Here is a 25,337-nt window from a genome sequence, read left to right on the forward strand (position 1 = left end):
GCTAATGAGGCTCTCTTGTGCCGACGAAAACGTCTGCACCGGGCCTTTGGTGGAGCAAAGGGGTTTATCGTTAGCTGGCTAAGTTAACCCGGGATTAACAAAAAAGCCCTGCACTTTTTAAATAGTGCAGGGCTTTGGATTGCGCCTTGAAAGCGTAGCCTCAATAACGGTTGGGCTCCATTTCCAGTTCGACATTGAAACGTTCTGCAATGTCTTTCTGGATACGTTGCGCCAGATCGAGCAGTTGCAGCCCGGTCGCCGCGCCGTAATTGACCAGCACCAGCGCCTGCAATTTATGCACGCCGGCATCGGCCTCACGGAAACCTTTCCAGCCTGCCCGTTCGATCAACCAACCCGCCGCCAGCTTCATCTGCCCGTCCGGTTGCGCGTAGGCCACCAGGTCGGGATGCTGCGCCTTGATCTGCGCAACCACAGTCGCCGACACCAGCGGGTTCTTGAAGAAACTACCGGCATTGCCCAGCACCGCCGGGTCCGGCAGCTTCTCGCTGCGGATGCTGCAAATGGCACGGCTGACATCTGTCGGCGTCGGTTGCTCGATGCCAAGCTCGGTCAGGCGCTGACGCACCGGGCCGTATTCCAGATGCAGATGGGCGACTCGATCCAGTGCAAAGCGCACCCGCAGGATCAACCAACGACCCGGCTGCTGTTTGAACACGCTGTCGCGGTAAGCGAAGTTGCACTCCTCCAGATTGAAGTCGCGCAGCTCGCCGCTCTGGCGATCCAGCGCCGTCAGGCCGGCGAACACGTCCTTGATCTCGACACCGTAGGCACCGATGTTCTGCATCGGCGCGGCGCCGACAGTGCCAGGGATCAGGCTGAGGTTTTCCAGCCCGGAAAAGCCCAGCGCCAGCGTGTGCTGGACAAACGGGTGCCACGGCTCGCCCGCCTCGGCCTCGATCACCACGCGGTTACCATCGTCGCTGATGACGCGGATGCCACGGCTGGCCATGCGCAGCACCAGTGCCGGGATGTCCGCCGTCAGCAGCAGATTGCTGCCGCCGCCGATGACCAGCAACGGCACATCGTGGGCGGTCGCATAAGTCAGGGCTTCGCGCACATCGGCGTCGCTGTGGGCTTCGGCGAACAGTTGCGCACGAACATCCACACCAAAGGTGTTGAACGGTTTCAGGGAAACCTGAGGGTGTACCTGCAAACTCATAACCGGCCCTTCACTTCGATCAGCAACCGGTCGCAGGCGCGCTCGATCAGATCCAGCACCTGCTCGAAACCCTGATCGCCGTCGTAATACGGATCCGGCACTTCATCGACTTCGCCTTCATAGCGACGCAGGAACAGGTCCAGCTCGGCCTTGCCGGTGGACGGTTGCAAGGCCTTGAGGTTGCGCAGGTTGCTGTTGTCCATGGCGAGGATCAGGTCGTAGCTGGCGAAATCGGCGCGGCTGACCTGCTGAGCACGTTGCGCCGACAAGTCATAACCACGCAGTCTGGCCGCAGCCTGACTGCGTTTGTCCGGCGGATTGCCGACGTGCCAGTCGCCGGTGCCGGCGGAAGCCACTTCGACCTGAGCGTCCAGACCGGCCTCACGCAGCTTGGCGCGCATCACGCCTTCGGCGGTGGGAGAGCGGCAGATGTTGCCCAGGCACACGAACAGAACGCGCATCAGGCCTCCAGCAGGCGACGGACGCGCTCGAGGTCTTCGGCGGTGTCGACTCCGGTTGGCGGCGCGATCAATGCGTCAGCCACGTGAATCCGCACGCCGTGCCACAGGGCACGCAGCTGCTCGAGGGATTCGGTGTTTTCCAGCCAGCACGGCCCCCAGCTCACGAAGTCCTGAAGGAAACCGGCGCGGTAGGCATAGATGCCGATATGGCGGCGATACGGCACGCCTTCCGGCAGCACGTCGCGGCTCTTGGCGAACGCGTCGCGGGCCCATGGCAGGGTCGCACGACTGAAGGTCAGCGCCAGACCGTTGAGGTCGCTGACGACCTTGACCACGTTCGGGTTGAACAGGGTGCCCACGTCCTCGATCGGCTCGGCCAGGGTGGCCATCCGCGCTTCGGTGTGGGCCGCAAGATTGGCGGCGACCTGATCGATCACGCTTGGCGGGATCAGCGGTTCGTCACCCTGGACGTTGACCACGATGGCATCCGGCTCCAGGCCCAGCTTCGCAGCCACTTCGGCCAGGCGGTCAGTGCCGGAGTTGTGATCTTCACGGGTCAGCACCACTTCGGCGCCGAAAGCCTTGCAGGCCTCGACGATACGCGCATCGTCGGTAGCCACGACCACACGGCTGGCGCTGCTTTTGCTCGCCTGCTCCCAGACGTGCTGGATCATCGGCTTGCCGGCGATTTCCAGCAGCGGCTTGCCCGGCAGACGGGTCGAGGCGTAGCGCGACGGGATGACAACGGTGAAGGCTGTGGTCATTTATCCAGACGCTCGTCGGTGGTCAGGGTGCGGGCTTCGCTTTCCAGCATCACCGGGATGCCGTCACGGATCGGGTACGCCAGGCCGGCGCCCTTACTGATCAGTTCGGTCTTGTCGGCGCTGAGCTTGAGCGGGCCTTTGCAGACCGGGCAGGCGAGGATGTCGAGCAATTTGGTGTCCATGAACATTCCCTGGATAAAAACGGTTTAAGGCAAAAGACGATCCGGCAACAGGCGCATCAGCTGCGTGTCGAACCAGGCCACGAAGGCCGACGACGGCACGGCATCGACCGCCAGGTACCACCAGTCGGCGGCAGCGAAAGCGCGGCACTTCACCGCGTCCTTTTCAGTCATCACCACTGGCAATGACGGCGTAAAACTCAAGGCCTGCACGCTGTATTCGGCGTGATCGGCAAACGCGTGGGGCACAGGCCGCCAGTCTAGCGCTTCGAGGGTATTGAAGAAACGTTGAGGATTGCCGATCCCGGCGACTGCGTGCAGTGCCTGGCCGGCTGGAAAATGTTCGAGAGGCTGGCGTTCGCCGCTGAGCAGATTGACCAGCGCCGTGGGTTGCAGACAGAAAGCGAATCCGTCCTCGCGATCCTCAGGGGCACCGTTGAACAGCACGCCATCGACGCTTTGCAGACGCTCGATCGGTTCACGCAATGGGCCGGCGGGCAGGCAGCGCTTGTTGCCCAACCCACGGGCAGCGTCGATCAACACCAGCTCAAGATCCCGTGCCAGTCGATAGTGCTGCATGCCGTCATCGGACAGGATCAGGTCCAGCGGTTCGCTGGCAAGCAGGGCTTTGACGGCAGCGCCGCGATTCGGGTCGATCATCAGTGGCACACCGGTGCGCTGCACGATCAGCAGCGGCTCGTCGCCGGCGATGTCGGCACCTTGATCGGCTTCGACCCGCCACGGCAATTGCGGCGGCTTGGCGCCGTAGCCGCGACTGACCACGCCGACCCGCAATCCGCTGCGCCGACAGTGTTCGATCAGCCACAGAATCATCGGCGTCTTGCCGGTGCCGCCAACGGTGATGTTGCCGACCACGATCACCGGCACCGGCGACTGATAGATTTCGCCTTCCCCGTCGAGAAAACGCTGACGCTTGCCAGCCACCACGCGGCGATACAGCCACTCCAGCGGCCGCAACAGCGTCAGGGCCGGATGCCCCTGATACCACGCGGCGAGCAGACGATCGGACATGGCCATCAGGATTTGGGCGCCGCCTCGACCGTGGTCATGCGCAAATGGCTGAAACCGAGCTTGCCGGCCGCGTCCATGGCGGTGATCACGGATTGATGTTGGGTCTTGCCATCGGCACTGATCGACAACGGCATGTTGGTGTCACCGTTGGCTTCTTTCTGCATGGCTTCCATCAGGGTCGCCAGGTCGTTCTTCGGCAGAATCTTGTTGTTCACCGAGAACACACCTTCAGCGCTGATGGCCACGTCCAGCTGCTTGACCTGCTGATCCTCGGCCGGCGAGCCGCTGACCGCTTCCGGCAGATCGACGCGCAGCTGGGTTTCGCGGGTGAAGGTGGTGGTCACGACGAAAAACAGCAGCAGAATGAACACCACGTCGATCAGCGACGCGAGGTTGATATCGATGGTTTCCCGGGGCTTGCGACGGAATTTCACGCTTTGCCCCCGGCCAGATCGACGTCACGGTCGCCCTGCACCACTTCCACCAGTTTGATCGCTTCCTGCTCCATGCCGACCACCAGTTCATCGATGCGGCGTTGCAGGAAACGGTGGAAGAATACCGACGGGATACCGACCATCAGGCCCGCCGCCGTGGTGATCAGCGCCTTGGAGATACCACCGGCCAATACCGACGCGTTAGTGGTCATGCCGGAACCGGTGAAGGCGCTGAAAATGTCGATCATGCCCAGCACCGTGCCCAACAGACCCAGCAACGGCGACATGGCGGCGATGGTGCCCAGCGCATTGACGTAGCGCTCCAGCTCGTGGATGACACGGGCGGCGGCTTCTTCAATGCACTCTTTCATGATCTCGCGACCATGCTTGGAGTTGGCCAGGCCCGCAGCGAGGATTTCACCCAGCGGCGAGTTGGCGCGCAATTCCTTGAGTTTTTCCTTGTTGAGCTGCTTGTCCTTGATCCAGACCCAGACCTGACCCAGCAGATGCTCGGGGGTGACGCGACTGGCGCGCAGCGTCCACAGGCGTTCGGCGACGATCGCCATGGCGGCGATGGAACTCAGAATGATCGGCAACATCATCCAGCCGCCGGATTTGACCAATTCCCACACAGTGACAGCCCCCTCGAAAAAGTGCGCCACTTTACCATACCGGTTCGCGATAAAGACCCGTCGCCCCGACGACCGTACTCAACGGTGCGTCGCTCCCGGCTGCGGCGGGTCGCGCCAGAACCGGCGTTGCTGACGCATCGACCGGGCCGGCTGAAACCGGCCCAGTTGCAGATGAATGGCACCCTGTTCGGCGCTGTCATGGATGCGCAAACCCTGCTTGCGGTACCGGGCGATGACGGTCGGATGCGGATGCCCGAACGAATTGCCCTGCCCCCGGGAAATCAGCACATCCCGAGGCTGCAAAACCTTGAGCAACGCCATCGATGAGGAACTGCGGCTGCCATGGTGCGGGGCTTGCAGCCATTGAGTAGGGATCGCCAATACACTGTTAAGCAAATCCCGTTCGGCAGCGACGTCGATATCGCCGGTCAGCAGCAACCGCTCGCCGTTGGCTTCGATCTGCAGGACGCAGGAGCGTTGATTGCTGTCTTGGGCACCGGCCCATTGCCATAGATGAAAGGCAACGCCATCCCACCGCCATTGCCGACCGCTTTCACAGGTTTCAGCGTTCAGCGATTCAGGCAGCCCCGGCGGATCGCCGCTGACCACCCGGCTGACCGGCAAGCCGTTTGCCACCGCCAACGCGCCACCGGCGTGGTCGGCGTCGGCATGGCTGAGCAGCATCAGGTCGAGCCGCTCCACGCCCAGCTTGTACAAGGCCGGCAGCACCACCCGTTCACCGACGTCAAAGTCGCCGAAACGCGGACCGCTGTCGTACAGCAATGTGTGGTGACGGGTGCGGATCAGAATCGCCAGCCCCTGGCCGACGTCGAGCTGCCAGACATCCGCCACGCCTTCCGCCAGCCGCTCCCGGGGCGGAAATGCCAGCACCAGCAGCAACGGCCAGCCCAGGGGACGCAAGGGAATGCCTCGGGGCAGCAATAACAACACGGCACCGATGCAGCCCAGCACCAGAATCCATCCCGGCATCGATGGCGCAACCCACGCCGGCCAGCGCCCGGCGATCAAGGCCAAAGCCCGGAATAATCCATCAACCAGCCAGCCGGCCAACCACAACAGACCCTCACCGACATAAGGAATCGGCAACAACAAAGTGCCGAGCAATGCCGGCGGGAGCACTGCAAAACCGATCCACGGCACCGCCAGCAGATTGGCCAATGGCCCGCTGAGGCTGATCGGCAGGCACAGAATCAGCAACACCGGGCACAAACCGATTGCGATCAACCATTGCGCCCGCGTCCAGGTCTGCCACCAGCGCCACGGCCCCAGACGACCGCCGAAGGTAAAAATCAACACAGCCACCGCCGTGAACGACAACCACAATCCCGGGCGCAGACTGGCCAACGGGTCCATCAGCAGCACACCATTGAAGGCCAGCAACAACGGCCACCAGGCACCGAGATGGCGAAAACGCAATCGCCACAGCAACACCAGCGCAACCATCACGCAGGCTCGTCGCACCGGCACATCGAACCCGGCCAGCAGCCCGTAACCCAACGCCGCCGCGAACGCCAGACCACAGGCCCACGGCAGCCATGGCCAACGCAACGGCCACACACCGAATCGCGCCAGCCCCGCGATCAGCCCATACATCACCGCCGCCAGCAGACCAATGTGCTGTCCGGAAATCACCAGCAGATGCACGGTGCCGGTGTCCTGCAGGATCTGCCAGTCCTCGCGACTGAGCCCCGAGCCGTCACCCAGTACCAGCGCCGCCAGCGCAGCACCCCGGCCCTGAGTGTCCACCGCCAGCAGACGCTGTCGGATGCCGTCCCGCCAGGCCCACTGCGCAGCCGACAGCCGGTTGCCGTCCTTCACCGTGCCGGTAGCGCCGATGCGTTGCGCCAGCAACCAGGCCTCGTAATCGAAGGCATCGGGATTGAGCAGCCCGCCGGGACGTTTGAGTTTGACCGCCAACCGCCAGCGCTCACCGCTGTTGACCGGTGGCCCGTCGTACCAGGCCAGGCGCATCAACGGTGGCAGTTTTCCGTGACGCGAACGGGCATCGGCCAACTCGAAGCGCACGACCCCGTCGCCGCTCTGCGGCAGGCCGACTATCCGTCCTTCCACCCAGCGCGTCTCGCCGTCCAGCGCCACTGGCAGTCGCTCATCCAGCGCCCACTGCGCACCGATGCACGACCAGGCGAAGCCGAACAGCAAAAATGCCAGCGGATAACTGCGAAACGGCAACAGCATCAGTGCCACCACCGGCAACCACAGCATCCACCCGACCGGCGGCAAGGCCGGCAAAAAAACCGGGGCCAGCAGACCGACTGCCAGCGCCATCATCCCTGTGCGCATACGCCCGTCCTTGAGAGTCCCCTCTTCAGGCATAGCCTCTGTGGAGCACAGGCGTCGTCAACAATTGTCACAAAGTCTGAATGGGCGCTTCGTAGAATCCAGACATACTTGCCGCCTTAACCGACCGAGAAGCCTTATGCCCCGGCGCTTATTCAAACGTTACATGCCCGACCCGACGAGCATCAGGGAACACAAATCCTTACGCTTTCTCGGCAAGTTGCTGCATGACCCGAACCTCTGGCACCTGAACCGGCACTCGGTAGCCCGGGCCATGGCCGTCGGCATTTTTGCGGCTTTCCTGCCGATTCCCGCGCAGATGCTGGTGGCCGCCGCGCTGGCCATCACCGTGCGCGGCAACATGCCGATTGCCGTCAGCCTGGTCTGGCTGACCAATCCGGTCACCATGCCGCCGGTGTTCTACTGCACCTACAAAGTCGGGGCGTGGCTGATGGACATCCCCGCCCGCACCCTGCCGGACTCATTGAACTGGGAGTGGATCAGCGGCGAACTCTCGACCCTGTGGCAACCGTTTCTGCTCGGTTCGGTGGTGGTCGGGCTGGCGCTGGGGGCCCTCGCCTATTGTCTGGTGATGATGTACTGGCGCTGGTGGGTCGCCCGGCAATGGGCGCGACGCAAGAAAAGTCGCCAGTCCTGAATGCAAAACGGCCTCCGCAGTGGGAGGCCGTTTTTTATTGCAGCACCGGATGAATCAGGTACGCATCCCGCGACCGCTCACCAGCAACCGCGCACAACCGAAGTAAAGCACCACGGTCGCCACCAGCATGAAGGTGATCGCAATACCGATGCGGATATCCGACACACCGAGAATGCCGTAACGGAAGGCGTTGACCATGTGCAGCACCGGGTTCGCCAGCGACACGGTCTGCCAGAACGGCGGCAGCAAGGTGATCGAATAGAACACGCCACCGAGGTAGGTCAGCGGGGTCAGCACGAACGTCGGGATGATCGAAATATCATCGAAGTTGCGCGCAAACACGGCGTTGATGAAACCCAGCAGCGAGAAGATCGTCGCTGTCAGCACCACCACCAGCACGGTAACGCCCAGGTGATGCACCTGCAGGCTGGTGAAGAACAGCGACAGGATCGTCACGATGACGCCGACCATCAGGCCGCGCAGCACGCCACCGAGGGTATAGCCGATCAGGATGGTGTGTGGCGACACCGGCGACACCATCAGTTCTTCGATGGAACGCTGGAACTTGCTGCCAAAGAAACTCGACACCACGTTGCCGTAGGAGTTGGTGATCACCGACATCATGATCAGCCCCGGCACGATGTACTCCATGTAACTGAAGCCGCCCATGCCGCCGATCTGCTTGCCGATCAGGTTGCCGAAGATGACGAAGTACAGAACCATGGTGATCGCCGGCGGCAGCAGGGTCTGCGGCCAGATCCGCGTGAAGCGCCGGACTTCGCGGTAAACGATGGTATTGAGGGCGACGAGGTTGGGGCGCAGCTCCGAACTCATACTGCCACCTTCGACAGATTTTTCTCCACCAGGGACACGAACAGCTCCTCGAGGCGATTGGTTTTATTGCGCAGGCTCAGCACTTCGATGTTCTGCAGGGCCAGTTGGCCGAACAGCGCGGTGATGCCCATGGACTTGTCGACCTGGACTTCCAGGGTGTGCGCATCCACCAGACGGGACGGATAACCGACCAGTTGCGGTGCAACCGCCAGATCACTCTTCAGGTCGAGCAGGAAGGTTTCCACATGCAGTTGCCCGAGCAACTGACGCATGCTGGTGTTCTCGACAATGGTGCCGTGGTCGATGATGCCGATGTTGCGGCACAGCTGCTCAGCCTCTTCCAGGTAGTGCGTGGTGAGGATGATGGTAATGCCTTTCTGGTTCAGTTCGGTGAGGAACGTCCACATCGAACGACGCAGTTCGATATCCACCCCGGCCGTCGGTTCGTCGAGGATCAGCAGACGCGGCTCGTGCACCAGTGCCCGAGCGATCATCAGACGGCGCTTCATGCCGCCGGACAACGAACGCGACGGCACATCGCGCTTGTCCCACAGGCCGAGCTGGGTCAGGTACTGCTCGGCGCGTTCCTTGGCGACTTTCGCCGGAATGCCGTAATAGCCGGCCTGGGTCACGACGATGTCGAAAGTCTTTTCGAACTGGTTGAAGTTGAATTCCTGGGGCACCACACCGATCGAGCGCTTGAGCGCCGCGGGGTTCTTGTCCAGGTCGTGACCGAAGATATTCACCGTGCCGCTGGTCTTGTTCACCAGGGTCGAGAGAATGCCGATGGTCGTGGATTTGCCGGCGCCGTTGGGGCCGAGCAAGGCGAAGAAGTCACCTTCGGCGACGTCCAGATCGATACCACTCAAGGCCTGGAACCCGTTGCCGTAGGTTTTGGTTAGCTGCCGGATGGACAGAGCGGAACTCATATCGGATTACGCACCAAGAAGAGAAAAAGGACTGAATGACGGCGGACGGCGAGGAAGACAACCGCGGCGCACAAGCGCAATGGTGCTTGCCGCCGCCGCACAAGTACAGTCAAGTGTGTCGATAGTAGGTATTAAGTCAACGCGGTCATGACGGCTTTGCGATACGCCGGACGCTGCTTCAGTCGCGCGTACCAGGCCTCCAGATGCGGCATCGGCGCGCGCTCGATCGGCATCTCGAACCAGGCATAAATGAAACTGCCGAGCGGAATGTCGCCCATGCCGATTTCACTGCCGGACAGGTATGGCTGGTTTTTCAGGGCCTGATCGGCCATGGCCAGCAAGCCTTCGCATTCCTTGATCGCGGCATGAATCGCCGGCCAGTCCTGCTTGTCCGTCGGGGTGCGCAGAACGCCCCAGAACACCGTGCGAAATGGCCCGGCGAAACTGGACGTGGTCCAGTCCATCCACTTGTCGGCGATCGCTCGGGTCTGCAGATCCGCCGGATACCACGAGGTGTTCGCCGCGTGCCTGGCCAACAGGTAGCGAACGATGGCATTGGATTCCCACAACACAAAACCGTCGTCTTCGATCACCGGCACCCGACCGTTCGGGTTCATCGCCCGGTACTCGGGCGTGTCGACCACACCAAACGCGCCACCGGCATCGATCGCCTCATAGGCCAGCCCGAGTTCTTCGGCAGCCCACAACGGTTTTCTGACATTCGACGAATTCTTGCGACCCCAGATCTTCAGCATGACCGCCTCTTTTCCATTGAGTGGGCGAGCAGCATACGCCGTATCAGCGGCTGCCGACATCATCGCGCAGGTCACTGGACAGTGGCGTCTGCTGATCGTTGAACAGGTGCGGATAGCATTTCTGCAAATGCTCGAAGAAAAAGGATTCCGGTACATCGGCGAACTGGCCGTGATCGACCAGGTACTCCATCAGCAGCGCGCCATCGCTGTTGTACGGGTGGAAAACGCTGTCGTTCATGCCGTCGAATTCCAGCGGCGCAACGTTGAACATTTCGCAGAGTTTCTGGTTGAACGCGGGCGTGGCTTTCACCCAGCGATCGTTGAGAAACAGCTCGGTATAACCATGCATGGCGAACACTTCGCTTCTCAGCAGTTCAAGCAGGCGCGGCGTCGACAGATGATTTTTCACATCCGCCAGACCGATGCGTGCGGGGATCCCGCAATGGCGCGCGCAACCGGCGAGCAGCGTGGCCTTGGGCACGCAATAACTTTCGCCCGCCGCCAGCGCGTAGCTGCCGCGCAAGGTCTGCGGGTCGCGGCTGAAGGTGTACATGTTGTAACGCACCGCCTCGCGCACGGCGTAATAAAGACTGACCGCCTGCGCACGCGGGTCGCGGCTGGTACCACGGTGCCGTTCTGCGAACTCCACCACCGAGGGGTGGTCACTATCGATGAAGCGGCCGGGGCTCAGATACTCGCGCATGACGAAATTCTCCTGGGTGAACCCGGAGTCTAGCGAGAGGATCAGCACAGAGATAACGACGTTTCGGCCAAACATGGACGCAAAGCCGCGGAGTCTGCGAACGATTTCCTACGCGTGTTGCCCACCGAAACTACAAAAGCCATCCAGGGTTTCCCACGATTTAGATCAACTTGTTCTGACCGCCCCGTTTTGCAGATGCCGTCTAAGCTCTGGAGGGTCGTTCGCCCTGGTTCACGGAGGATTGAATATGCTGTTGTTGTGGATACTGGTTCTGATCGTCGGTGTGGCGTATCTGGCCCACCGGCGCATCGCCCCGCTGCCGGCACTGGGGATCGTCGCGGCTTACCTGCTGGCGATGGGGATTTTCAGCCACGCACCAGGCTGGTTGCTGCTGATCTTCTGGGTCGTACTGGCCATCGTCGCGGCTCCGTTGCTGCTGCCGGATCTGCGCCGCAAACACTTCAGCGCGCCGCTGTTCAGCTGGTTCCAGAAAACCCTGCCGCCGATGTCGCAGACCGAGCGCGATGCGATCGATGCCGGCACGGTGTGGTGGGACGGTGAACTGTTCAGTGGCCGTCCGGACTGGGAAAAACTGCTGTCCTATCCCAAGGCGCAACTGAGCGAAGAAGAGCAGGCGTTCATCGACGGCCCGACCGAAGAGCTCTGCGCCATGGTCACCGACTGGCAGATCGGCCAGTCGATGGACCTGCCGGCAGAGGCCTGGACCCACATCAAGGAGAACGGCTTCTTCGCCCTGATCATTCCCAAGGAATTCGGCGGTAAAGGTTTCTCAGCCTACGCCCACTCCCAAGTCGCGATGAAGCTGGCAACCCGCAGCGGCGACCTCGCCTCCACCGTGATGGTGCCCAACTCCCTCGGCCCGGCCGAACTGCTGCTGCACTACGGCACCGACGAACAACGCAATCATTACCTGCCACGACTGGCCCGGGGTGACGATATACCGTGCTTCGCGCTGACCGGCCCGCTCGCTGGTTCCGACGCTGGCGCCATGCCCGACACCGGGATCATCTGCAAGGGTGAATGGCAAGGACAGGAAACCCTCGGCCTGCGCCTGAACTGGGAAAAACGCTACATCACCCTCGGTCCGGTCGCGACCCTGCTCGGTCTCGCCTTCAAGGCCTATGACCCGGATCACCTGCTGGGCGACAAGGAAGACCTGGGCATCAGCCTGGCGCTGATCCCGACCGATACTCCCGGCGTGGAAATCGGCCGCCGCCACCTGCCGCTGGGCGCCGCGTTCATGAACGGCCCCAACTCCGGCAAGGACGTGTTCATTCCGCTGGACTTCCTCATCGGCGGCCAGGACATGCTCGGCAAGGGCTGGATGATGCTGATGAATTGTCTGTCGGTCGGGCGTTCGATTTCGCTGCCGGCGGTGGGTACCGGTGCGGCCAAGTTCACCAGTCTCGTCACCGGGCAATATGCGCAGATTCGCGAACAGTTCAACGTCCCGCTGTCGGCCTTCGAAGGTATCCAGGAAGCCATGGCCCGCATCGGCGGCAATGCGTGGATGATGGACGCTGCGCGGATGCTGACCGCCAACGCGGTTGATCTGGGCGAGAAGCCTTCGGTGCTGTCGGCGATCCTCAAGTATCACCTCACCGAACGCGGTCGCGAGTGCATCAGCCACGCCATGGATGTGCATGGCGGCAAGGCGATCATCATGGGCCCGAACAACTATCTGGGTCGCAGCTGGAACGGCGCGCCGATCTTCATCACCGTGGAAGGCGCGAACATTCTTTCGCGCAACTTGATGATCTTCGGCCAGGGCGCGATTCGCTGCCATCCGTTCGTACTGAAAGAAATGGCCCTCGCCGGGCGTGAGGACAAGGATCAGGCACTCAAGGAGTTCGATGGCCTGCTGCTCAAACACATTGGTTTTGCCGTGAGCAACGCCGCCAGCACACTGGTGCTGAACCTTGGTTTCGGCCATTTCGAACATGCGCCGGGCGACAAACTCAGCCAGGGTTATTTCCGCGCGCTCAACCGGCAGGCTGCCGCATTTGCCATGCTGGCCGACCTGAGCATGATGCTGCTGGGCGGCGAACTGAAACGCCGCGAGCGGCTGTCGGCCCGTCTGGGCGATGTGCTGAGCAACCTGTATCTCGCCTCCGCAGCGCTCAAGCGCTACCACGACCTCGATTCCCCGGCGTACATGGAACCGCTGTTCAGATGGGCCATGGAAGAAAGCCTCGGCCAGTCGGAAAAGGCTCTGGATGAACTGCTGACCAACTTCCCGAACCGGGTTTTCGGCTGCCTGTTGCGCGTGATCGTGTTCCCGTTCGGTCGTCGTCACGAAGGCCCGTCGGACAGACTCGGTGCCGAAGTGGCGGCGGTCATCGGTCGGGCCAAGGGCGATCCGGCGCTGGAAGAGTTGCTCGCCGGATGCTATCGCCCGCAATCGGCGGAAGATGCAGTCGGCGCACTGCAGCACGCCTGCGATCAGTTGAACGCTGCGCAACCGTTGCACAAGAAACTGCACACCTCGCTCAAGAGCGGCCAGGTCAAGCCGGTCGCCGGCGAACACGCCATCGATGCGGCACTGGAAGCCGGGGTGTTGCAGGCGGTGGAAGCCCAGACCCTGCGTGATGCCGAAGCGGCGCGGCGCAAGGTGATCGATGTCGATGACTTCGACAAAGAGGAGCTGAAACCGGCGGACGGCAAAATCCGCTGATCCCTTCAATCAGTGAAAAACGGGCGCAGGGGCTTTATACTCCCGCGCCCGTTTTGCTCTTGAGGACTTATCTCGTGTCCAACGTCGTTGCCGATCATCTGGTTTTGCTCGACCACCTGCGCAGTATCCTGGTCGCCGTAGGTGAGGCCGATCAGGTTCCCGAAGAAAGCCATGCCCTGTTCCTGGAGCGTTTCGACGAACTGCTGGCGTCACTGCCGATCGAGCCGATCGAAAGCCAATACCTGGGCCAGGACATCCTGACTCAAGTGATTACCCGTTACCCGCAAATTGCCCACCTGATCCCGCGGGATCTGCTGTGGTTCTTCGCCGGCGACTGCCTGCATTACCTGTCCGATGAAGAAATCGACATGTATCAGGCACTGGAAGAACGTCGCTACGAAGCTGAACAGAACGACGAACCGTTCGACTGGAATCAGGAAAAACAATTGCTGGCGATGTCCGCCCAGGACAGCAAGCACTGATTTTCGCTATGCAATGAAAAGGCCCGCATGGTGATCCATGCGGGCCTTTTTTTGCGCCGTAGTTACAGCAGCCCTTCCCCTTCCGGCAATTCGTACTCGGCCAGCGATTTTGCAGCGTTGGGTTTTCCCGGCTTGCTCAATGTCGGCTCTTTCTCCAGGCACTCCACCAGATAATCGATGAACACCCGCAGCTTCGGTGGCAGGTAGCGCGTTGGCGAATGCAGCAACCACAGTCCGCCATGGTAGGACGCCAGGAATGTCCAGTCCGGCAGAACCTGCACGACCAGACCCTGTTCCAGGGCATAGCGGGCCGTGAAATACGGCAGGCTGCCGATACCGATGTGCTGCAACACAGCGCCCAGACGCACGCCGGTGTGATTGGCGGCATACCGGCCACGCACGCCGACCGTCACTGCTTTGCTGCCTTTCTTGAATTTCCAGCGCGCATCACTCGGGGTTTCACCCAGATAGATGCAGCTGTGATTGAGCAAATCATGGGGATGAGTCGGTGTGCCATGCTCGGCCAGGTATTGCGGCGTTGCACAGAGCAAATGGTCGATGGTCAGTAACTGTCGGCCAACCAGCCCTGCCGGCGGCCGCTCCGTGATGCGAATCGCCAGATCGACATGATCGTCGATCAGGTCCACTTGCCGGTCTTCCAGCAGCAACTCCACATCAACCTTCGGATAACGGCGTAGAAATTCCGGCATATGCGGATGAATCACGAAGCGCCCGACCGCTTTCGGCACGCTGACCCGCACCAGGCCTTCCGCTTCGTGGGTGAACTGACCGCTGATTTCCATCACCGACCGGGCCGCGCTGACCATCTCCTGACAGCGCTTGAACACTTCTTCCCCGCCATCGCTCAGACGCAATTTGCGCGTGGTGCGTTGCAACAGCCGCGTAGCCAATGCCTTTTCCAGCCGGGAAATACTGCGGCTGACCGCCGAGGGTGACGAGCCCAATTGACGAGCGGCTTCGGAGAAACTGCCGGTCTCCACGACCTTGACGAAAATCGCCATTTCACCGAGCAACGGCAGAGGAAGATTTATGCTCACAGCGCAACAGTCCTTTGATGTTTGAACGGATTATCACGTTATTGCACGATTCATATAATTAAAAAAGAAACTTTAATAAGGGCATGGAATATGACGCTTCGCCTCTTTTTCCATAGTGATGACCTCAAGGCCAATGTGGAAGTCCTCGACTGCACGCCCCACGAGAACGAATTCGCTGTGGTGCTGCGCGCCACTCTGTTTCACCCGCAAGGTGGCGGGCAGCCTTGCGATACGGGCTGGATCGGCGACAGCCAGGTCTTGCGTGTCGTACAGGAACCGGACCGGATCATTCATTTCGTCGACCAGCCGGTGCCACTGGGCATGACCCAGATCCGCATCGATGAAGAGCGTCGCCGCTTCAACACCCGCATGCACTCCGCCGGGCATTTGATCGGCCACTTTGTCCAGGCCATGGGCTGGATGCCGATCAAGGCACACCACTGGCCGGACGAAGGCCGGGTGCAATTCAAGCCCGGGGATTGTGCTCAGGAAGTCGATGCGCAAACCGTTCAATTCGGCATCGGGCAATGGATCGAACACGACCTGCCCCGCCTGACGTCCCTGCGCGAAGGCGCGCGGGAAATCGGCTTCGGTGAACTGCCAGCCTACGGCTGCGGCGGCACCCATGTACGCAGCCTGAAGGATCTGGGCACAGTCACGATCGCGTCCCTGTCGCAGAAGAAGGGCACGCTGTCCGTCCACTACAACGTGGATTGAGGATTTCGGACGCTGCCGGTTGCAGCGTCCGACGCCGGGGGAACCGCATTCGCCGGTTCCGTTGACTACTCGTTAGATGGACCTGAAACCATGATGCTTGACGTCGAGCGTCTCGATGAGACGTGCATAAAAAAACTGGCCAACGAAGAAGTCCTCGCCATCCGCGTCAAAGGCTTTTTGCCTGAAGACCAGGCGATCCGGATTGGCGACAAGATCCTCGAACCCGGCTTCGAGGGTTACATCAACGCCCCCAGCATTGGCCGCATCGGCATGGCGTTCTATGAGGCGGAAAACCAGCCGTTGCTGATCGAGGATTACTTCGAACGCGCCACCGGCAACATCGCCGAACTGCGCAATCGCTGCGCGCCCTACTCCTCGCCGATCGATACCCTGCGCTGCATGCTCGACGAATCCTGGCCGGCAGGTGCCCATCTGGAAAACCTGTACGGGCGCAAGATGTATGTCGGCCTGTCTCGGGTGGTCAAACCCGGCGTCTGCTTCCTCGCCCACCACGACATCTTCGCCAAGGACGCACCAGAGAGTTTCCAGGCCCGCAGCCTGGAGGCGCAATTCGCCTGCAACGTCTACCTGAACATGCCGACCGAGGGCGGCGCGCTACAGATGTGGGAAGACGATATTTCTCCGGACCGCTTCGACGAAATGCGCGGCGACAGCTACGGCATCGACCCGGCGCTGCTCGGCCCGCCCGCCCTTGAAGTTCGCCCGGAACCGGGGGATTTCATCATGTTCAATTCGCGTCGCATGCACTCGGTAACGCCGGGCGTGGCAGATCCGCGCTTGAGCCTTTCGTTTTTTGTCGGCTATCGCGGCAATGCATCACCCCTGACTTTCTGGAGCTGAAATGACATCGAATTACCTGGGCGAGTTTCTGGCGCTGGCCACCATCCACTTTCTCGCCGTGGTCGCTCCCGGCCCGGACTTCGCCGTGACCATTCGCCAGAGTGTGCGTTTCGGTCGGCTGGTCGGCATCTGCACCGCACTGGGCATCGGCGCGGGAATTTCCGTGCACGTGCTGTACACCCTGCTGGGCGTCGGCGCCCTGATGCACACCACGCCGTGGCTGCTGACGGTGGCCAAGGTCGTGGGCGGTGCCTACATTTTTTACCTTGGCATCAGCCTGATCCGCAGCAAACCCAAGACCGCACTGGAAGGCGAAAAAACCACCGATGAACCGCTGGTCGAACAATCGCTGTTCAAGGCGTTTTCCACCGGTTTCCTGACCAACGCCACCAACCCCAAGGCCACGCTGTTTTTCCTGGCGATCTTCACCACGATCATCAGCGCCAGCACGCCGCTGGAAATCCAGGCTCTTTACGGACTGTGGATGTGCAGCGTGAACGCGTTGTGGTTCGTGATCGTTGCGTTGTTCTTTTCGAGCAGCAAAGTACGACTGTTGTTCATGCGCATGGGCCATTGGTTCGAGCGCAGCATGGGGGTGATTTTGATCCTGTTTGCCGGGCGACTGGTGTTGTCGATGTAAACACGCTGATCGGAGAAGCCCGGCCCAGACAGATTGGACGGGCTTTTTCGATTCTGCGCCGCTTTTGCATTTCTGTGCGACGCGTCCCACTTCGGGGGCTCCCCTATCACTCGCTTGCAGTGTTAGTTTGCGAAACCGTCTGACGCATCGATCAGACACTTCCTACTGACCACCTGCAAAGGAATGCCCTTAGCAATGGATTTTTCACTCAAGCAACTGGCCGCATCGACCCTGATTCTGGCCAGCCTTTCGTCCGTGACACTGCCCGCCCACGCCAACATCACACCGCAGCAAAGCGCGACCATCCTCAAGACATTCAGCGATGCAAAGGTCAGCGATTTCCGCCAGTTCCTCGGCGAAGTGGCCAAGAGCGACCTGAGCAAGACTGACGACCTGCGCCCGTCCATCAGCGCGTTTCTCGACAACAAGACACTGACCGCTGAGCAGCAAAACGAGATCTATCGCCTGCTGGGCCTCTACACCCGGGCGAAATACGGCAAGGCGGCCCTGGAAACCCTGCGCGAACTGGTCGAAATCCCGACCGATCGCAAAGAAGGTGTCGCCCAGCACGAGAATCCTGAATTCATCAAGATTGCCGCCAAGCTCAAGGAGCTGGCCGAGTCCTTCGGCCTGAAATACCGAAACGTCGACAACCGCGTCTACGAAATTTCGCTCGATGGCAGTGGCAAGGAAGTCGTGGGCATTCATGCGCATGCCGACGTGGTACCCGTGACACCGGAAAACTGGGTGCTGAAGGACGGCACCAAACTCGACCCGTTCAAGGTCACGCTGATCGGCGACCGCATGTATGGCCGTGGCACCGAGGACGACAAGAACGGGATCGTGGTGACGCTGTATGCCATGAAGGTGATCAAGGAAGAAAAGCTGCCGCTGGCCCGCAATTTCAAACTGCTGGTGGACACCACCGAAGAGACCACCGGCGACGCGATTCCTTACTACTTCGAACGCAACCCGACGCCCGAGTACAACCTGGCGCTGGATGGCGGCTACCCGGTGGTGATCGCCGAGAAAGGCTACGGCACAGTCATGGCCAAATTTGCCAAGCGCAAGGCCGAGGGCAAAGGCGCGGAGCTGATCTCGATGACCGGCGGCATGGCAACCAACCAGATTCCATCGGTTTCGGTCGTCACTCTGGTGACAGACAAGCCTGCCGAGCTGGCCGCCAGCCTGCAAAAGGCCGGTAACGAATACGCCAAACAACATGGCGGCGATTTCGAAGTGAATGCCAAGGTCGATGGCAAGGACGTGAAACTCAGCGTTACCGGCGTTTCCGCGCACTCTTCCGAGCCTGAATCCGGCGTCAACCCGGTCGCGCGCATGCTGGACTTCATCCACAGCGCGGACGGCAAAATCGCGTTCAAGCACAACCACATCACCGATGCCGCGCGTTACGCCGCCGACAACTGGGGCCTGGACTACAAGGGTGGCAAGCTGGGTGTCGGTTTCGCCGATGACTTCATGGGCCCGCTGACCACCTCGCTGACCTATGTCGGGATGGACGACAAGACCTTCAAACTCGCGGTCAACCTGCGTGTGCCGAAGGGCAAGTCGCCGGAAGTGCTCAAGAGCGAAATCGCCGACAAACTGGCGGCCTGGAGCAAGAAAACCCACGTCGCGGTCAACTTCGATTACTCGATCGCCGAGCCGATGTACCGCAACCCTGAAGGCGAGTGGGTCAAGGCGCTGCTGGCCGTGTCCACCGAAAACCTGGGCATGAAACACGAGTTCGGCACCTCTGCCGGCGCCACCTCGGTGCATGAACTGCCCAACGGTGTGCAATTCGGTCTGGCCCGACCTGAGGTCAAATACACCGGTCACACCGACGGCGAATTCAAGACGGTTGACCAGTTCCTGCTGGACCTGCAGATCGTGACCGAAATGATGGGCCGCATCGGGCAACTGCCGAAGCTTTGATCGCGACACTGGCCCGCCAAGGTGGCGGGCCTACAAAAAAGGACCGTGAGGTCCTTTTTTGTTGCGCGACAAATAACGCACAAACAAAAACGCCGCTCATCACTGAGCGGCGTTTTTGTTGAATATGGAGCGGGAAACGAGACTCGAACTCGCGACCCCGACCTTGGCAAGGTCGTGCTCTACCAACTGAGCTATTCCCGCAATGGCGTCCCCTAGGGGACTCGAACCCCTGTTACCGCCGTGAAAGGGCGGTGTCCTAGGCCACTAGACGAAGGGGACAGGCTACAACTTTCACTAATAAAAACGCCGCTCATTGCCGAGCGGCGCTTCTTGAATTTGGAGCGGGAAACGAGACTCGAACTCGCGACCCCGACCTTGGCAAGGTCGTGCTCTACCAACTGAGCTATTCCCGCAAATGGCGTCCCCTAGGGGACTCGAACCCCTGTTACCGCCGTGAAAGGGCGGTGTCCTAGGCCACTAGACGAAGGGGACACGCTACCCGGAACACATGGTGTGTGTTTCGGTGTCCAGATCCGCATCCGAAGACTTGGTTCTGGTTTCACTCGGCACCGCCCGAAGGCACTGCCGTTTAAAATTGGAGCGGGAAACGAGACTCGAACTCGCGACCCCGACCTTGGCAAGGTCGTGCTCTACCAACTGAGCTATTCCCGCATTGGCGTCCCCTAGGGGACTCGAACCCCTGTTACCGCCGTGAAAGGGCGGTGTCCTAGGCCACTAGACGAAGGGGACACACTACAACATTCACTCCCTGCCGCGTTTCGCTGTGTGCTTTACGCTGCAAGTGGCGCGCATTCTATGGATGGATTGGAAGGTCGTCAACCCCCTGATATAAATTTATTTAAATCAATGACTTCGCCCTGCTTTACGCGCCGATTCGGACTTTTCCGTCGCCCGACGATTGACGCCTATATTCCGACACTCGCCAAGGCGTTATAGTCCACGGCACAGGTGATGGCAATCTGCACCCCAAGGGCCAGCATTTATATAAGCAGGCTTGCGGCCGATACAGATGAAGCTTCGCTGATTCAACCCGTCGAGCGGCGCTAGGCTCCTATTTGCCGAGCAACTACACTCGCACGCGAACCCTATAAAGAGGTCTTACCGGTGACACCACTCATGATCACCCTGCTAGTCATAGCCGGGATCGCAATCTTGATCGCCATTGGCTACATGAACCATGTGGTGGAAAACACCAAACTGGAGAAGGCCCGCACCAAGGTCGAACTCAACGACCGCCTGCGCCGTTGTGGCGAACTGACCGAAACCTTCCCAGGCCAGTTCATGACCCCGGCCCTCAAACTTCTGATGACGCGCCTGGAACTGAACGTCTGCCAGCGCCTGCTGAACCTGGAAAAAACCAGCGCCACCACCAAGGCCCGCATCACCGAACTGAGCGCCCTCGTCGCCCAGGGCGAATCGATCCCGGTCAACAACCCGCCGGCACCGATCCAGACCGAAGCCAAGGCCAAAGACGTGCGCTTCCTCCTCGAAGCCCTCCACGGCCAGATCACCCGCGCCGCCCAGGACGGTTTCCTGCCACCGAACGAAGCCAAGCACTGGATTCGTGAAGTGCGCCATATCCTGGTGTTGCTGCACATCGAGTTCTTCAACAACCTCGGCCAGCACGCCCTGCAACAAAACCAGCCAGGCCAGGCCCGCCTCGCCTTCGAACGCGGCGTGCAATACCTGCGCAAACAGCAGGACCCGCAGATCTACGCCGAACAACTCCAATACCTGGAAAAACTCCTGGCCCGCGCCAACGCCCAGGTCATGGACAAGATTGCCCCGGTTGAAGGCGAAGAAAACCAGCTGACTGCCGGCCTCAAGGATGTCGAGGCGGATGCGGACTGGAAGAAGAAAGTGATTTACGACTGAGTGCAGTCAGAGAGAGAAGCCACCGAGAGGTGGCTTTTTTATTGGCTTCAAAGCAGAAGATCAAAAGCCCCCCTCACCCTAACCCTCCCGAAACGTCGGACCGCCCGGAGGGAGAGGGGACTGACCGAGGTGATTGGGGGAGGTACGCCGACGTGAAAGACCGAGGTGAACTCTGGTTTTAAAACATATGCAAATCCACTCCGGCTTCGGCTTCGGCTTCGGCTTCGGCTTCGGCTTCGGCTTCGGCTTCGGCTTTCACCACTCAACACGATGAGCGTTAGCTCGAGTAAAGCTTTTGACGTGCCGGCCCCATCGGAAGGCTGAGTGGAGGGATTTATCCGGGGGTGGGAGCGCAGCGACCGTTTGGCGAAGCCAAACACATCGAGAGGAGGTGCAGCGAAGCAAACCGTAGGCGATGCCCCCGGATGAATCCCGGAACGAAGGAACCCCGAGCCTCAGCGAGGGGCCGAACGCAGGGGCCCAGCCTTTTGGTTACTTTTTGGCGTTTGAAAAAGTGACCCGCTGTAAGAGCGGAACCGCCAGCCGCAACACCCGAAGAAACGGATATTCACCCAAAACAACCCAAAACCTGCTCGGCCCAAAGGCCGCCAAGGTCAAAGCCGAAAGTGCCCCACCATCCCCCGCAACTCACTCCCCAACTGCGCCAGCTCAACACTCGAAGCCGCATTCCCGCGCATCGCAATCGACGACTGATCCGCACTCGCCCGAATACTGGTCACACTGCGATTGATCTCCTCGGCCACCGAACTCTGTTCCTCGGCCGCCGCCGCAATCTGCTGGTTCATCTGCTGAATCAACGAAACCGCCGCCGCAATACTCCCCAGCGCACTTTCAGTCTGCAATGCGTCGCTCACCGCCATCTTCACCAGTTCGCCACTGCTCTGAATCTGCTGCACCGACGAATGCGCCGCCGAGCGCAAGGCACTGACCAGTCGCTCGATCTCTTCGGTCGACTGCTGCGTACGTCGGGCCAACGCCCTGACTTCATCGGCGACGACCGCAAAGCCCCTGCCCTGCTCGCCCGCCCGCGCCGCTTCGATCGCGGCGTTGAGCGCCAGCAGATTGGTTTGTTCGGCAACGCTTTTGATCACTTCAAGCACCGTGCCGATGTTCTGGATTTCGGCACTCAGGCTTTCGATGCTAGAACTGGCCGACGTCGCCGAATCCGCCAGTTGCTCGATCCGCGCCATGCTCTGGCGCACCACCTGCTGGCCGCTCTCGACCTTGTCGTCGGCGGTCTGCGCCGCCAGTGCGGCTTCTTCGGCATTGCGCGCCACGTCGTGAACGGTGGCGGTCATCTGGTTCATGGCCGTGGCAACCTGCTCGGTTTCCTCTTTCTGGCTGCTGACCTCAAGGTTGGTCTGTTCGGTCACCGCCGACAGCGATTGCGCGGAACTAGCCAGCTGTTCGATACCCGCCTGCAACCCGCTGACGATGCTGCTGAGGCCCGCGCCCATCTGTTGCATCGACAGCATCAACTGGCCGATTTCGTCACGCCGCGTCACCTCCACCGTTGCACTCAAGTCACCGGCGGCGATCCGCTGAGCGACATGCATCACGCTGCGCAACGGCGCGACGATCAACCGGGTGATCACCCACGCCGCAATCAGCCCGACCAGCAATGCCAGCGCCGACGAGCCGATGATCAGCACCGAGTTTTTCTTCAGCTCACCCTGCATCGCGACGTCCTGGGCGACATAGGCCTGATCAACCCGCTCCACCACCTCAGCGGCCCGCTGATGCAGTTGCTCGTAGACGGTTTTTTCCTGAGCCAGAAGACCGGTGTACTCGGCGAGCTTGTCATTGAATCCGGCGATGTGCCCTGACACTTCATTGAGAACCGTCAGATAACCTTCGTCCTTGACCGTGGATTTCAGTTGTTCGGCTTGCGTCTGGGCCTGGGCGGCCTGTTCGATGTTGCCCTTGGCGCTGTCATCGCCCTTGCGACTCTGATCCAGACGCACCCGAGCTTCGTTCATGGCCTGCAGCATCAGGCGCGAAACCTGGCTGACCTGACTGGCCTGCTCGATGAACTGCGCCCCGTCCTTGCCCTCGCTGTCTTTCAAGGTGTAGGCGCCATCATCGGCAAGCCCGGCCTGCAGGACGTCGAGGTTGTTGGCGACACTGGACACCGACCAACTGGCCATTTCCAGCGCCAGATCCTTGGCCTGGGTCAGCGACACGAACTCATCGAACGCCTTGCGGTAAGCACCCAAAGACTGCTGGACATCGTTCATGACCGACTCATTGCCCGGCGACAGAGCCTTGAGCTGATCGGCCATGGCGATCAGGCCATCCACACCCCCGTGCAAGGCATCGGCGGTTTTCGGATTGCCGTGCAAGGCGTAATCCTGCTCCAGCAGGCGCACTTTCAGCAGGCCGCTGTTGAGCGAGGACATCTGTTTGAGCCCGTCGAAACGCTGACTGATGGTCTGCAGGGACCAGACGCCGATGGCCGCCACCAATGCAGTCAACAGCAACACCAGCACAAACCCGATACCCAGTTTTTTCGCCATACCGAGGTTGGCAAAACGTCCTTGCACGGCCGAAATCATTGCGCGTAGTCCCCTGCCAAAGTCTGTTGCCGAAGAGTCGCAACGGCCATGAACCAGCACAAGACTCTGGCGTCGGAATAATGGCAAAAAGCTAGGCCTGCGTCGTTTTCAGAACACTTGAGGTCGATCCACGGCCGTACTGCGAAAGAACTGCCGCGCCCTCGGATCGCAAGCATAGGCCACATTGATCCGCTGCCAGTCGCTGGCTTCGCCACTGGGACTGAACGAAGACACGCAGGACAATTGCACACCATGACGCATGGCCTGCCTGCGCAGATGTTCATCATTCCCCAGCGGCGAACGGGCCCAGATGAACAGCCCTCCGGTGGGTTTGCCGAACACTTCCCAATCGGCATCCTCCAGCGTCTGCAGGGCCGCCGCACGATCGATATTGAGCCGCTGGCGCTGGCGCTGCACCAGTTTGCGATACGCACCGCTGGCCAGCAGCGCCGCCAGAACAGCTTCACTGAACCTTGAAGTGCCCATGCAACTGATCATCTTGATCCGCGCCAGTTGCTCGATCACCTCGTGGCTGGCCAACACGAAGCCTGCCCGCAACGAGCTGCTCAGCGTCTTGGAAAAACTGCCGACGTAAATCACCCGTCCGCCTTCATCCAGCGCCGCCAGCCGCGTACCGCTGCCGTTATGCAGATCAGCGTAGACGTCGTCTTCGATCAGCCGCAGGTCGTAGGTTTTGCTCAATTGCAGAATGCGCCGCGCCACGGCCGGCGCCAGACAGCTCCCCGTGGGGTTGTGGTGGTGACTGTTGATGAACAGCGCCGCCGGCCGGTACTGCTGCAACAACGCCTCAAGCGCCTCAAGGTCCGGCCCGCCAGGCGTGCGGCGCACCTCCAGCATGCGCACGCCATGCAGCCGCAAGAGATCGAACAGCGGCGCATAACCCGGCGTTTCCACCACTACACAATCCCCCGCCCGGAACAGCGTGCGCACGATCAGATCGAGCCCGTGGCTGGCGCCGGCCGTTGTCAGCACAGCGTCCTCATTGGCGGTGATATCGAGCATCCCCAGCCGTTTGACAATCTGTTCGCGCAGCGCCGGGAGCCCGAGGGGCGTGTTGTAGTTGAACAGGCTGGCCATATCGGTGCGGGCCACCTGACGGATCGCATAGGCGAGATCATCGGACTCTCGCCAGCTCTCGGGCAAAACCCCGTCGCCCAGTTTCAACCCGCCGCGCCATTGCGGATCCGTATCACAGCCATGGCGCTCGCCCTCAAAGGCTTTGCAACATTTCGGCAATGTGCTTGCGACCATGAACCCCGCCCCTTGCCGCGAGGCCAGAACACCCTGTGCCACCAGACGCTCGCAAGCCTCCAGGACGTACGACTGACTGAGCAGATTCAGTCGCGCAATGTGCCTTACGGACGGCAGGCGCGTGGCAGGCGGTACCTGTTCCTGCACGATCCACTCGATCAATCCGTCAACAATCTGCTGTACGACCGGCACCATTGCCTGTCGGTCAATTCTCAATTCCATGAGTGCACAAACTCCTGTCCGTTTTGCCCGCAGCAGTAAATCACAGCTGCGCCGGTCAGGCTGTGCGACAAAGACGTCAAAAGCCACCGATCTAACTATTTGA

At 60.7% G+C, this 25,337-nt stretch carries 23 protein-coding genes, 6 tRNA genes and 1 pseudogene; 8 read left to right on the forward strand and 22 right to left on the reverse strand.

What is annotated here, in order from left to right:
• Positions 1 to 160: 160 nt before the first annotated feature.
• The 8 genes from murB to DXT77_RS26195 all read right to left on the reverse strand — a co-directional run bounded on the left by murB (position 161) and on the right by DXT77_RS26195 (position 7,004).
• Positions 161 to 1,180, reverse strand: coding sequence for a UDP-N-acetylmuramate dehydrogenase (murB, locus tag DXT77_RS26160; RefSeq protein ID WP_119429740.1), 1,020 nt, complete (start codon positions 1,178 to 1,180; stop codon positions 161 to 163).
• On the reverse strand, positions 1,177 to 1,641 hold the full coding sequence (locus DXT77_RS26165; protein WP_119429741.1) for a low molecular weight protein-tyrosine-phosphatase: 465 nt from the start codon (positions 1,639 to 1,641) through the stop codon (positions 1,177 to 1,179). Before DXT77_RS26165 ends, murB begins: the two co-directional genes overlap by 4 nt.
• Positions 1,641 to 2,405: a 3-deoxy-manno-octulosonate cytidylyltransferase gene (gene kdsB / locus DXT77_RS26170; protein ID WP_119429742.1), complete on the reverse strand. Its 765-nt coding sequence runs from the start codon at positions 2,403 to 2,405 to the stop codon at positions 1,641 to 1,643. The genes DXT77_RS26165 and kdsB overlap by 1 nt, the downstream gene beginning before the upstream one ends.
• On the reverse strand, positions 2,402 to 2,587 hold the full coding sequence (locus tag DXT77_RS26175; RefSeq protein WP_003179363.1) for a Trm112 family protein: 186 nt from the start codon (positions 2,585 to 2,587) through the stop codon (positions 2,402 to 2,404). Before DXT77_RS26175 ends, kdsB begins: the two co-directional genes overlap by 4 nt.
• A 24-nt stretch (positions 2,588 to 2,611) precedes the next feature.
• The gene (gene lpxK, locus DXT77_RS26180; protein WP_119429743.1) at positions 2,612 to 3,622 is read right to left on the reverse strand and encodes a tetraacyldisaccharide 4'-kinase; all 1,011 of its coding nucleotides are present in this window, start codon (positions 3,620 to 3,622) and stop codon (positions 2,612 to 2,614) included.
• Positions 3,622 to 4,050, reverse strand: coding sequence for a biopolymer transporter ExbD (locus DXT77_RS26185; protein ID WP_007950767.1), 429 nt, complete (start codon positions 4,048 to 4,050; stop codon positions 3,622 to 3,624). Before DXT77_RS26185 ends, lpxK begins: the two co-directional genes overlap by 1 nt.
• Positions 4,047 to 4,682: a MotA/TolQ/ExbB proton channel family protein gene (locus tag DXT77_RS26190; RefSeq protein WP_162803506.1), complete on the reverse strand. Its 636-nt coding sequence runs from the start codon at positions 4,680 to 4,682 to the stop codon at positions 4,047 to 4,049. Before DXT77_RS26190 ends, DXT77_RS26185 begins: the two co-directional genes overlap by 4 nt.
• Positions 4,683 to 4,760: 78 nt before the next feature.
• Entirely contained in the window at positions 4,761 to 7,004 is a 2,244-nt protein-coding gene (locus tag DXT77_RS26195; protein ID WP_119429744.1) for a DNA internalization-related competence protein ComEC/Rec2, read from the reverse strand.
• A gap of 136 nt (positions 7,005 to 7,140) precedes the next feature.
• Between DXT77_RS26195 and DXT77_RS26200 the strand changes: the two genes are divergently transcribed.
• Positions 7,141 to 7,659, forward strand: a complete 519-nt coding sequence (locus DXT77_RS26200) for a DUF2062 domain-containing protein (protein WP_119429745.1) — start codon at positions 7,141 to 7,143, stop codon at positions 7,657 to 7,659.
• A 54-nt stretch (positions 7,660 to 7,713) separates the two neighbouring features.
• Here the strand turns inward: DXT77_RS26200 and DXT77_RS26205 are convergent, their stop codons facing one another.
• The 4 genes from DXT77_RS26205 to DXT77_RS26220 form a co-directional block, all read right to left on the reverse strand.
• The gene (locus DXT77_RS26205; RefSeq protein WP_085710947.1) at positions 7,714 to 8,493 is read right to left on the reverse strand and encodes an ABC transporter permease; all 780 of its coding nucleotides are present in this window, start codon (positions 8,491 to 8,493) and stop codon (positions 7,714 to 7,716) included.
• Positions 8,490 to 9,422 carry an ABC transporter ATP-binding protein gene (locus tag DXT77_RS26210; RefSeq protein ID WP_119429746.1) on the reverse strand — a complete coding sequence of 311 codons (933 nt, stop codon included), beginning with the start codon at positions 9,420 to 9,422 and terminating at the stop codon, positions 8,490 to 8,492. Before DXT77_RS26210 ends, DXT77_RS26205 begins: the two co-directional genes overlap by 4 nt.
• A 131-nt stretch (positions 9,423 to 9,553) precedes the next feature.
• Positions 9,554 to 10,177: a glutathione S-transferase family protein gene (locus DXT77_RS26215; RefSeq protein ID WP_119429747.1), complete on the reverse strand. Its 624-nt coding sequence runs from the start codon at positions 10,175 to 10,177 to the stop codon at positions 9,554 to 9,556.
• Positions 10,178 to 10,220: 43 nt separating this feature from the next.
• Positions 10,221 to 10,880 (reverse strand): transglutaminase family protein, encoded by a 660-nt coding sequence (locus DXT77_RS26220; RefSeq protein WP_119429748.1) that lies wholly within the window; start codon positions 10,878 to 10,880, stop codon positions 10,221 to 10,223.
• Positions 10,881 to 11,127: 247 nt separating this feature from the next.
• Here DXT77_RS26220 and DXT77_RS26225 point away from each other — a divergent pair, with 247 nt between their 5' ends.
• Entirely contained in the window at positions 11,128 to 13,575 is a 2,448-nt protein-coding gene (locus tag DXT77_RS26225) for an acyl-CoA dehydrogenase (protein ID WP_119429749.1), read from the forward strand.
• A gap of 74 nt (positions 13,576 to 13,649) precedes the next feature.
• Complete coding sequence (locus DXT77_RS26230; protein WP_007950758.1) at positions 13,650 to 14,057, forward strand: PA2817 family protein; 408 nt, start codon at positions 13,650 to 13,652, stop codon at positions 14,055 to 14,057.
• Positions 14,058 to 14,119: 62 nt separating this feature from the next.
• Here DXT77_RS26230 and DXT77_RS26235 read toward each other — a convergent pair whose 3' ends face one another.
• Complete coding sequence (locus DXT77_RS26235) at positions 14,120 to 15,115, reverse strand: LysR family transcriptional regulator (RefSeq protein ID WP_085710952.1); 996 nt, start codon at positions 15,113 to 15,115, stop codon at positions 14,120 to 14,122.
• A gap of 90 nt (positions 15,116 to 15,205) precedes the next feature.
• Here DXT77_RS26235 and DXT77_RS26240 point away from each other — a divergent pair, with 90 nt between their 5' ends.
• The 4 genes from DXT77_RS26240 to DXT77_RS26255 all read left to right on the forward strand — a co-directional run bounded on the left by DXT77_RS26240 (position 15,206) and on the right by DXT77_RS26255 (position 19,268).
• Entirely contained in the window at positions 15,206 to 15,832 is a 627-nt protein-coding gene (locus tag DXT77_RS26240) for an alanyl-tRNA editing protein (RefSeq protein WP_119429750.1), read from the forward strand.
• Between the two features lie 90 nt (positions 15,833 to 15,922).
• Positions 15,923 to 16,693, forward strand: coding sequence for a 2OG-Fe(II) oxygenase (locus DXT77_RS26245; RefSeq protein ID WP_085710954.1), 771 nt, complete (start codon positions 15,923 to 15,925; stop codon positions 16,691 to 16,693).
• A gap of 1 nt (position 16,694) precedes the next feature.
• Positions 16,695 to 17,333 carry a LysE family translocator gene (locus DXT77_RS26250; RefSeq protein ID WP_119429751.1) on the forward strand — a complete coding sequence of 213 codons (639 nt, stop codon included), beginning with the start codon at positions 16,695 to 16,697 and terminating at the stop codon, positions 17,331 to 17,333.
• Positions 17,334 to 17,528: 195 nt separating this feature from the next.
• Complete coding sequence (locus DXT77_RS26255; protein ID WP_119429752.1) at positions 17,529 to 19,268, forward strand: dipeptidase; 1,740 nt, start codon at positions 17,529 to 17,531, stop codon at positions 19,266 to 19,268.
• A 125-nt stretch (positions 19,269 to 19,393) separates the two neighbouring features.
• Here the strand turns inward: DXT77_RS26255 and DXT77_RS26260 are convergent.
• The 6 genes from DXT77_RS26260 to DXT77_RS26285 form a co-directional block, all read right to left on the reverse strand.
• Positions 19,394 to 19,469 (reverse strand) — tRNA-Gly (locus DXT77_RS26260).
• A gap of 2 nt (positions 19,470 to 19,471) precedes the next feature.
• Positions 19,472 to 19,547, reverse strand: a tRNA-Glu gene (locus tag DXT77_RS26265).
• A gap of 58 nt (positions 19,548 to 19,605) precedes the next feature.
• Positions 19,606 to 19,681, reverse strand: a tRNA-Gly gene (locus tag DXT77_RS26270).
• A gap of 3 nt (positions 19,682 to 19,684) precedes the next feature.
• Positions 19,685 to 19,760: transfer RNA gene (locus DXT77_RS26275), tRNA-Glu, on the reverse strand.
• Positions 19,761 to 19,864: 104 nt separating this feature from the next.
• Positions 19,865 to 19,940 (reverse strand) — tRNA-Gly (locus DXT77_RS26280).
• A 2-nt stretch (positions 19,941 to 19,942) separates the two neighbouring features.
• Positions 19,943 to 20,018: transfer RNA gene (locus DXT77_RS26285), tRNA-Glu, on the reverse strand.
• Positions 20,019 to 20,405: 387 nt separating this feature from the next.
• On the opposite strand from DXT77_RS26285, the gene DXT77_RS26290 reads away from it, so the two are divergent.
• Positions 20,406 to 21,164, forward strand: coding sequence for a hypothetical protein (locus DXT77_RS26290; RefSeq protein WP_065261849.1), 759 nt, complete (start codon positions 20,406 to 20,408; stop codon positions 21,162 to 21,164).
• Between the two features lie 614 nt (positions 21,165 to 21,778).
• Here DXT77_RS26290 and DXT77_RS30470 read toward each other — a convergent pair.
• From DXT77_RS30470 to DXT77_RS26300, 3 genes and pseudogenes are all read right to left on the reverse strand, one after another.
• The gene (locus DXT77_RS30470; RefSeq protein ID WP_372238695.1) at positions 21,779 to 22,660 is read right to left on the reverse strand and encodes a methyl-accepting chemotaxis protein; all 882 of its coding nucleotides are present in this window, start codon (positions 22,658 to 22,660) and stop codon (positions 21,779 to 21,781) included.
• Positions 22,640 to 23,740 (reverse strand): annotated as a pseudogene (locus DXT77_RS30475) (HAMP domain-containing protein); the annotation flags it as partial. The pseudogene DXT77_RS30475 and the gene DXT77_RS30470, both read right to left, overlap by 21 nt.
• 108 nt (positions 23,741 to 23,848) lie before the next feature.
• Positions 23,849 to 25,234, reverse strand: a complete 1,386-nt coding sequence (locus DXT77_RS26300) for a PLP-dependent aminotransferase family protein (RefSeq protein WP_119429754.1) — start codon at positions 25,232 to 25,234, stop codon at positions 23,849 to 23,851.
• Between the last annotated feature and the right edge of the window lie 103 nt (positions 25,235 to 25,337).

Source organism: Pseudomonas sp. 91RF, assembly GCF_003576265.1.
GTDB lineage: Bacteria > Pseudomonadota > Gammaproteobacteria > Pseudomonadales > Pseudomonadaceae > Aquipseudomonas > Aquipseudomonas kribbensis.

Bases quoted from the DNA above. Each gene is read 5' to 3' on its own strand.
- murB (WP_119429740.1), bottom strand. From the start codon at position 1,180: ATGAGTTTGCAGGTACACCCTCAGGTTTCCCTGAAACCGTTCAACACC.
- DXT77_RS26250 (WP_119429751.1), top strand. From the start codon at position 16,695: ATGACATCGAATTACCTGGGCGAGTTTCTGGCGCTGGCCACCATCCAC.
- DXT77_RS26215 (WP_119429747.1), bottom strand. From the start codon at position 10,177: ATGCTGAAGATCTGGGGTCGCAAGAATTCGTCGAATGTCAGAAAACCG.
- DXT77_RS26300 (WP_119429754.1), bottom strand. From the start codon at position 25,234: ATGGAATTGAGAATTGACCGACAGGCAATGGTGCCGGTCGTACAGCAG.
- DXT77_RS26210 (WP_119429746.1), bottom strand. From the start codon at position 9,422: ATGAGTTCCGCTCTGTCCATCCGGCAGCTAACCAAAACCTACGGCAAC.
- DXT77_RS26220 (WP_119429748.1), bottom strand. From the start codon at position 10,880: ATGCGCGAGTATCTGAGCCCCGGCCGCTTCATCGATAGTGACCACCCC.
- DXT77_RS26255 (WP_119429752.1), top strand. From the start codon at position 17,529: ATGGATTTTTCACTCAAGCAACTGGCCGCATCGACCCTGATTCTGGCC.
- kdsB (WP_119429742.1), bottom strand. From the start codon at position 2,405: ATGACCACAGCCTTCACCGTTGTCATCCCGTCGCGCTACGCCTCGACC.
- DXT77_RS26225 (WP_119429749.1), top strand. From the start codon at position 11,128: ATGCTGTTGTTGTGGATACTGGTTCTGATCGTCGGTGTGGCGTATCTG.
- DXT77_RS26245 (WP_085710954.1), top strand. From the start codon at position 15,923: ATGATGCTTGACGTCGAGCGTCTCGATGAGACGTGCATAAAAAAACTG.
- DXT77_RS30470 (WP_372238695.1), bottom strand. From the start codon at position 22,660: ATGCTGTCGATGCAACAGATGGGCGCGGGCCTCAGCAGCATCGTCAGC.
- DXT77_RS26240 (WP_119429750.1), top strand. From the start codon at position 15,206: ATGACGCTTCGCCTCTTTTTCCATAGTGATGACCTCAAGGCCAATGTG.
- DXT77_RS26165 (WP_119429741.1), bottom strand. From the start codon at position 1,641: ATGCGCGTTCTGTTCGTGTGCCTGGGCAACATCTGCCGCTCTCCCACC.
- DXT77_RS26290 (WP_065261849.1), top strand. From the start codon at position 20,406: ATGATCACCCTGCTAGTCATAGCCGGGATCGCAATCTTGATCGCCATT.
- DXT77_RS26175 (WP_003179363.1), bottom strand. From the start codon at position 2,587: ATGGACACCAAATTGCTCGACATCCTCGCCTGCCCGGTCTGCAAAGGC.
- lpxK (WP_119429743.1), bottom strand. From the start codon at position 3,622: ATGGCCATGTCCGATCGTCTGCTCGCCGCGTGGTATCAGGGGCATCCG.
- DXT77_RS26200 (WP_119429745.1), top strand. From the start codon at position 7,141: ATGCCCCGGCGCTTATTCAAACGTTACATGCCCGACCCGACGAGCATC.
- DXT77_RS26195 (WP_119429744.1), bottom strand. From the start codon at position 7,004: ATGCGCACAGGGATGATGGCGCTGGCAGTCGGTCTGCTGGCCCCGGTT.
- DXT77_RS26205 (WP_085710947.1), bottom strand. From the start codon at position 8,493: ATGAGTTCGGAGCTGCGCCCCAACCTCGTCGCCCTCAATACCATCGTT.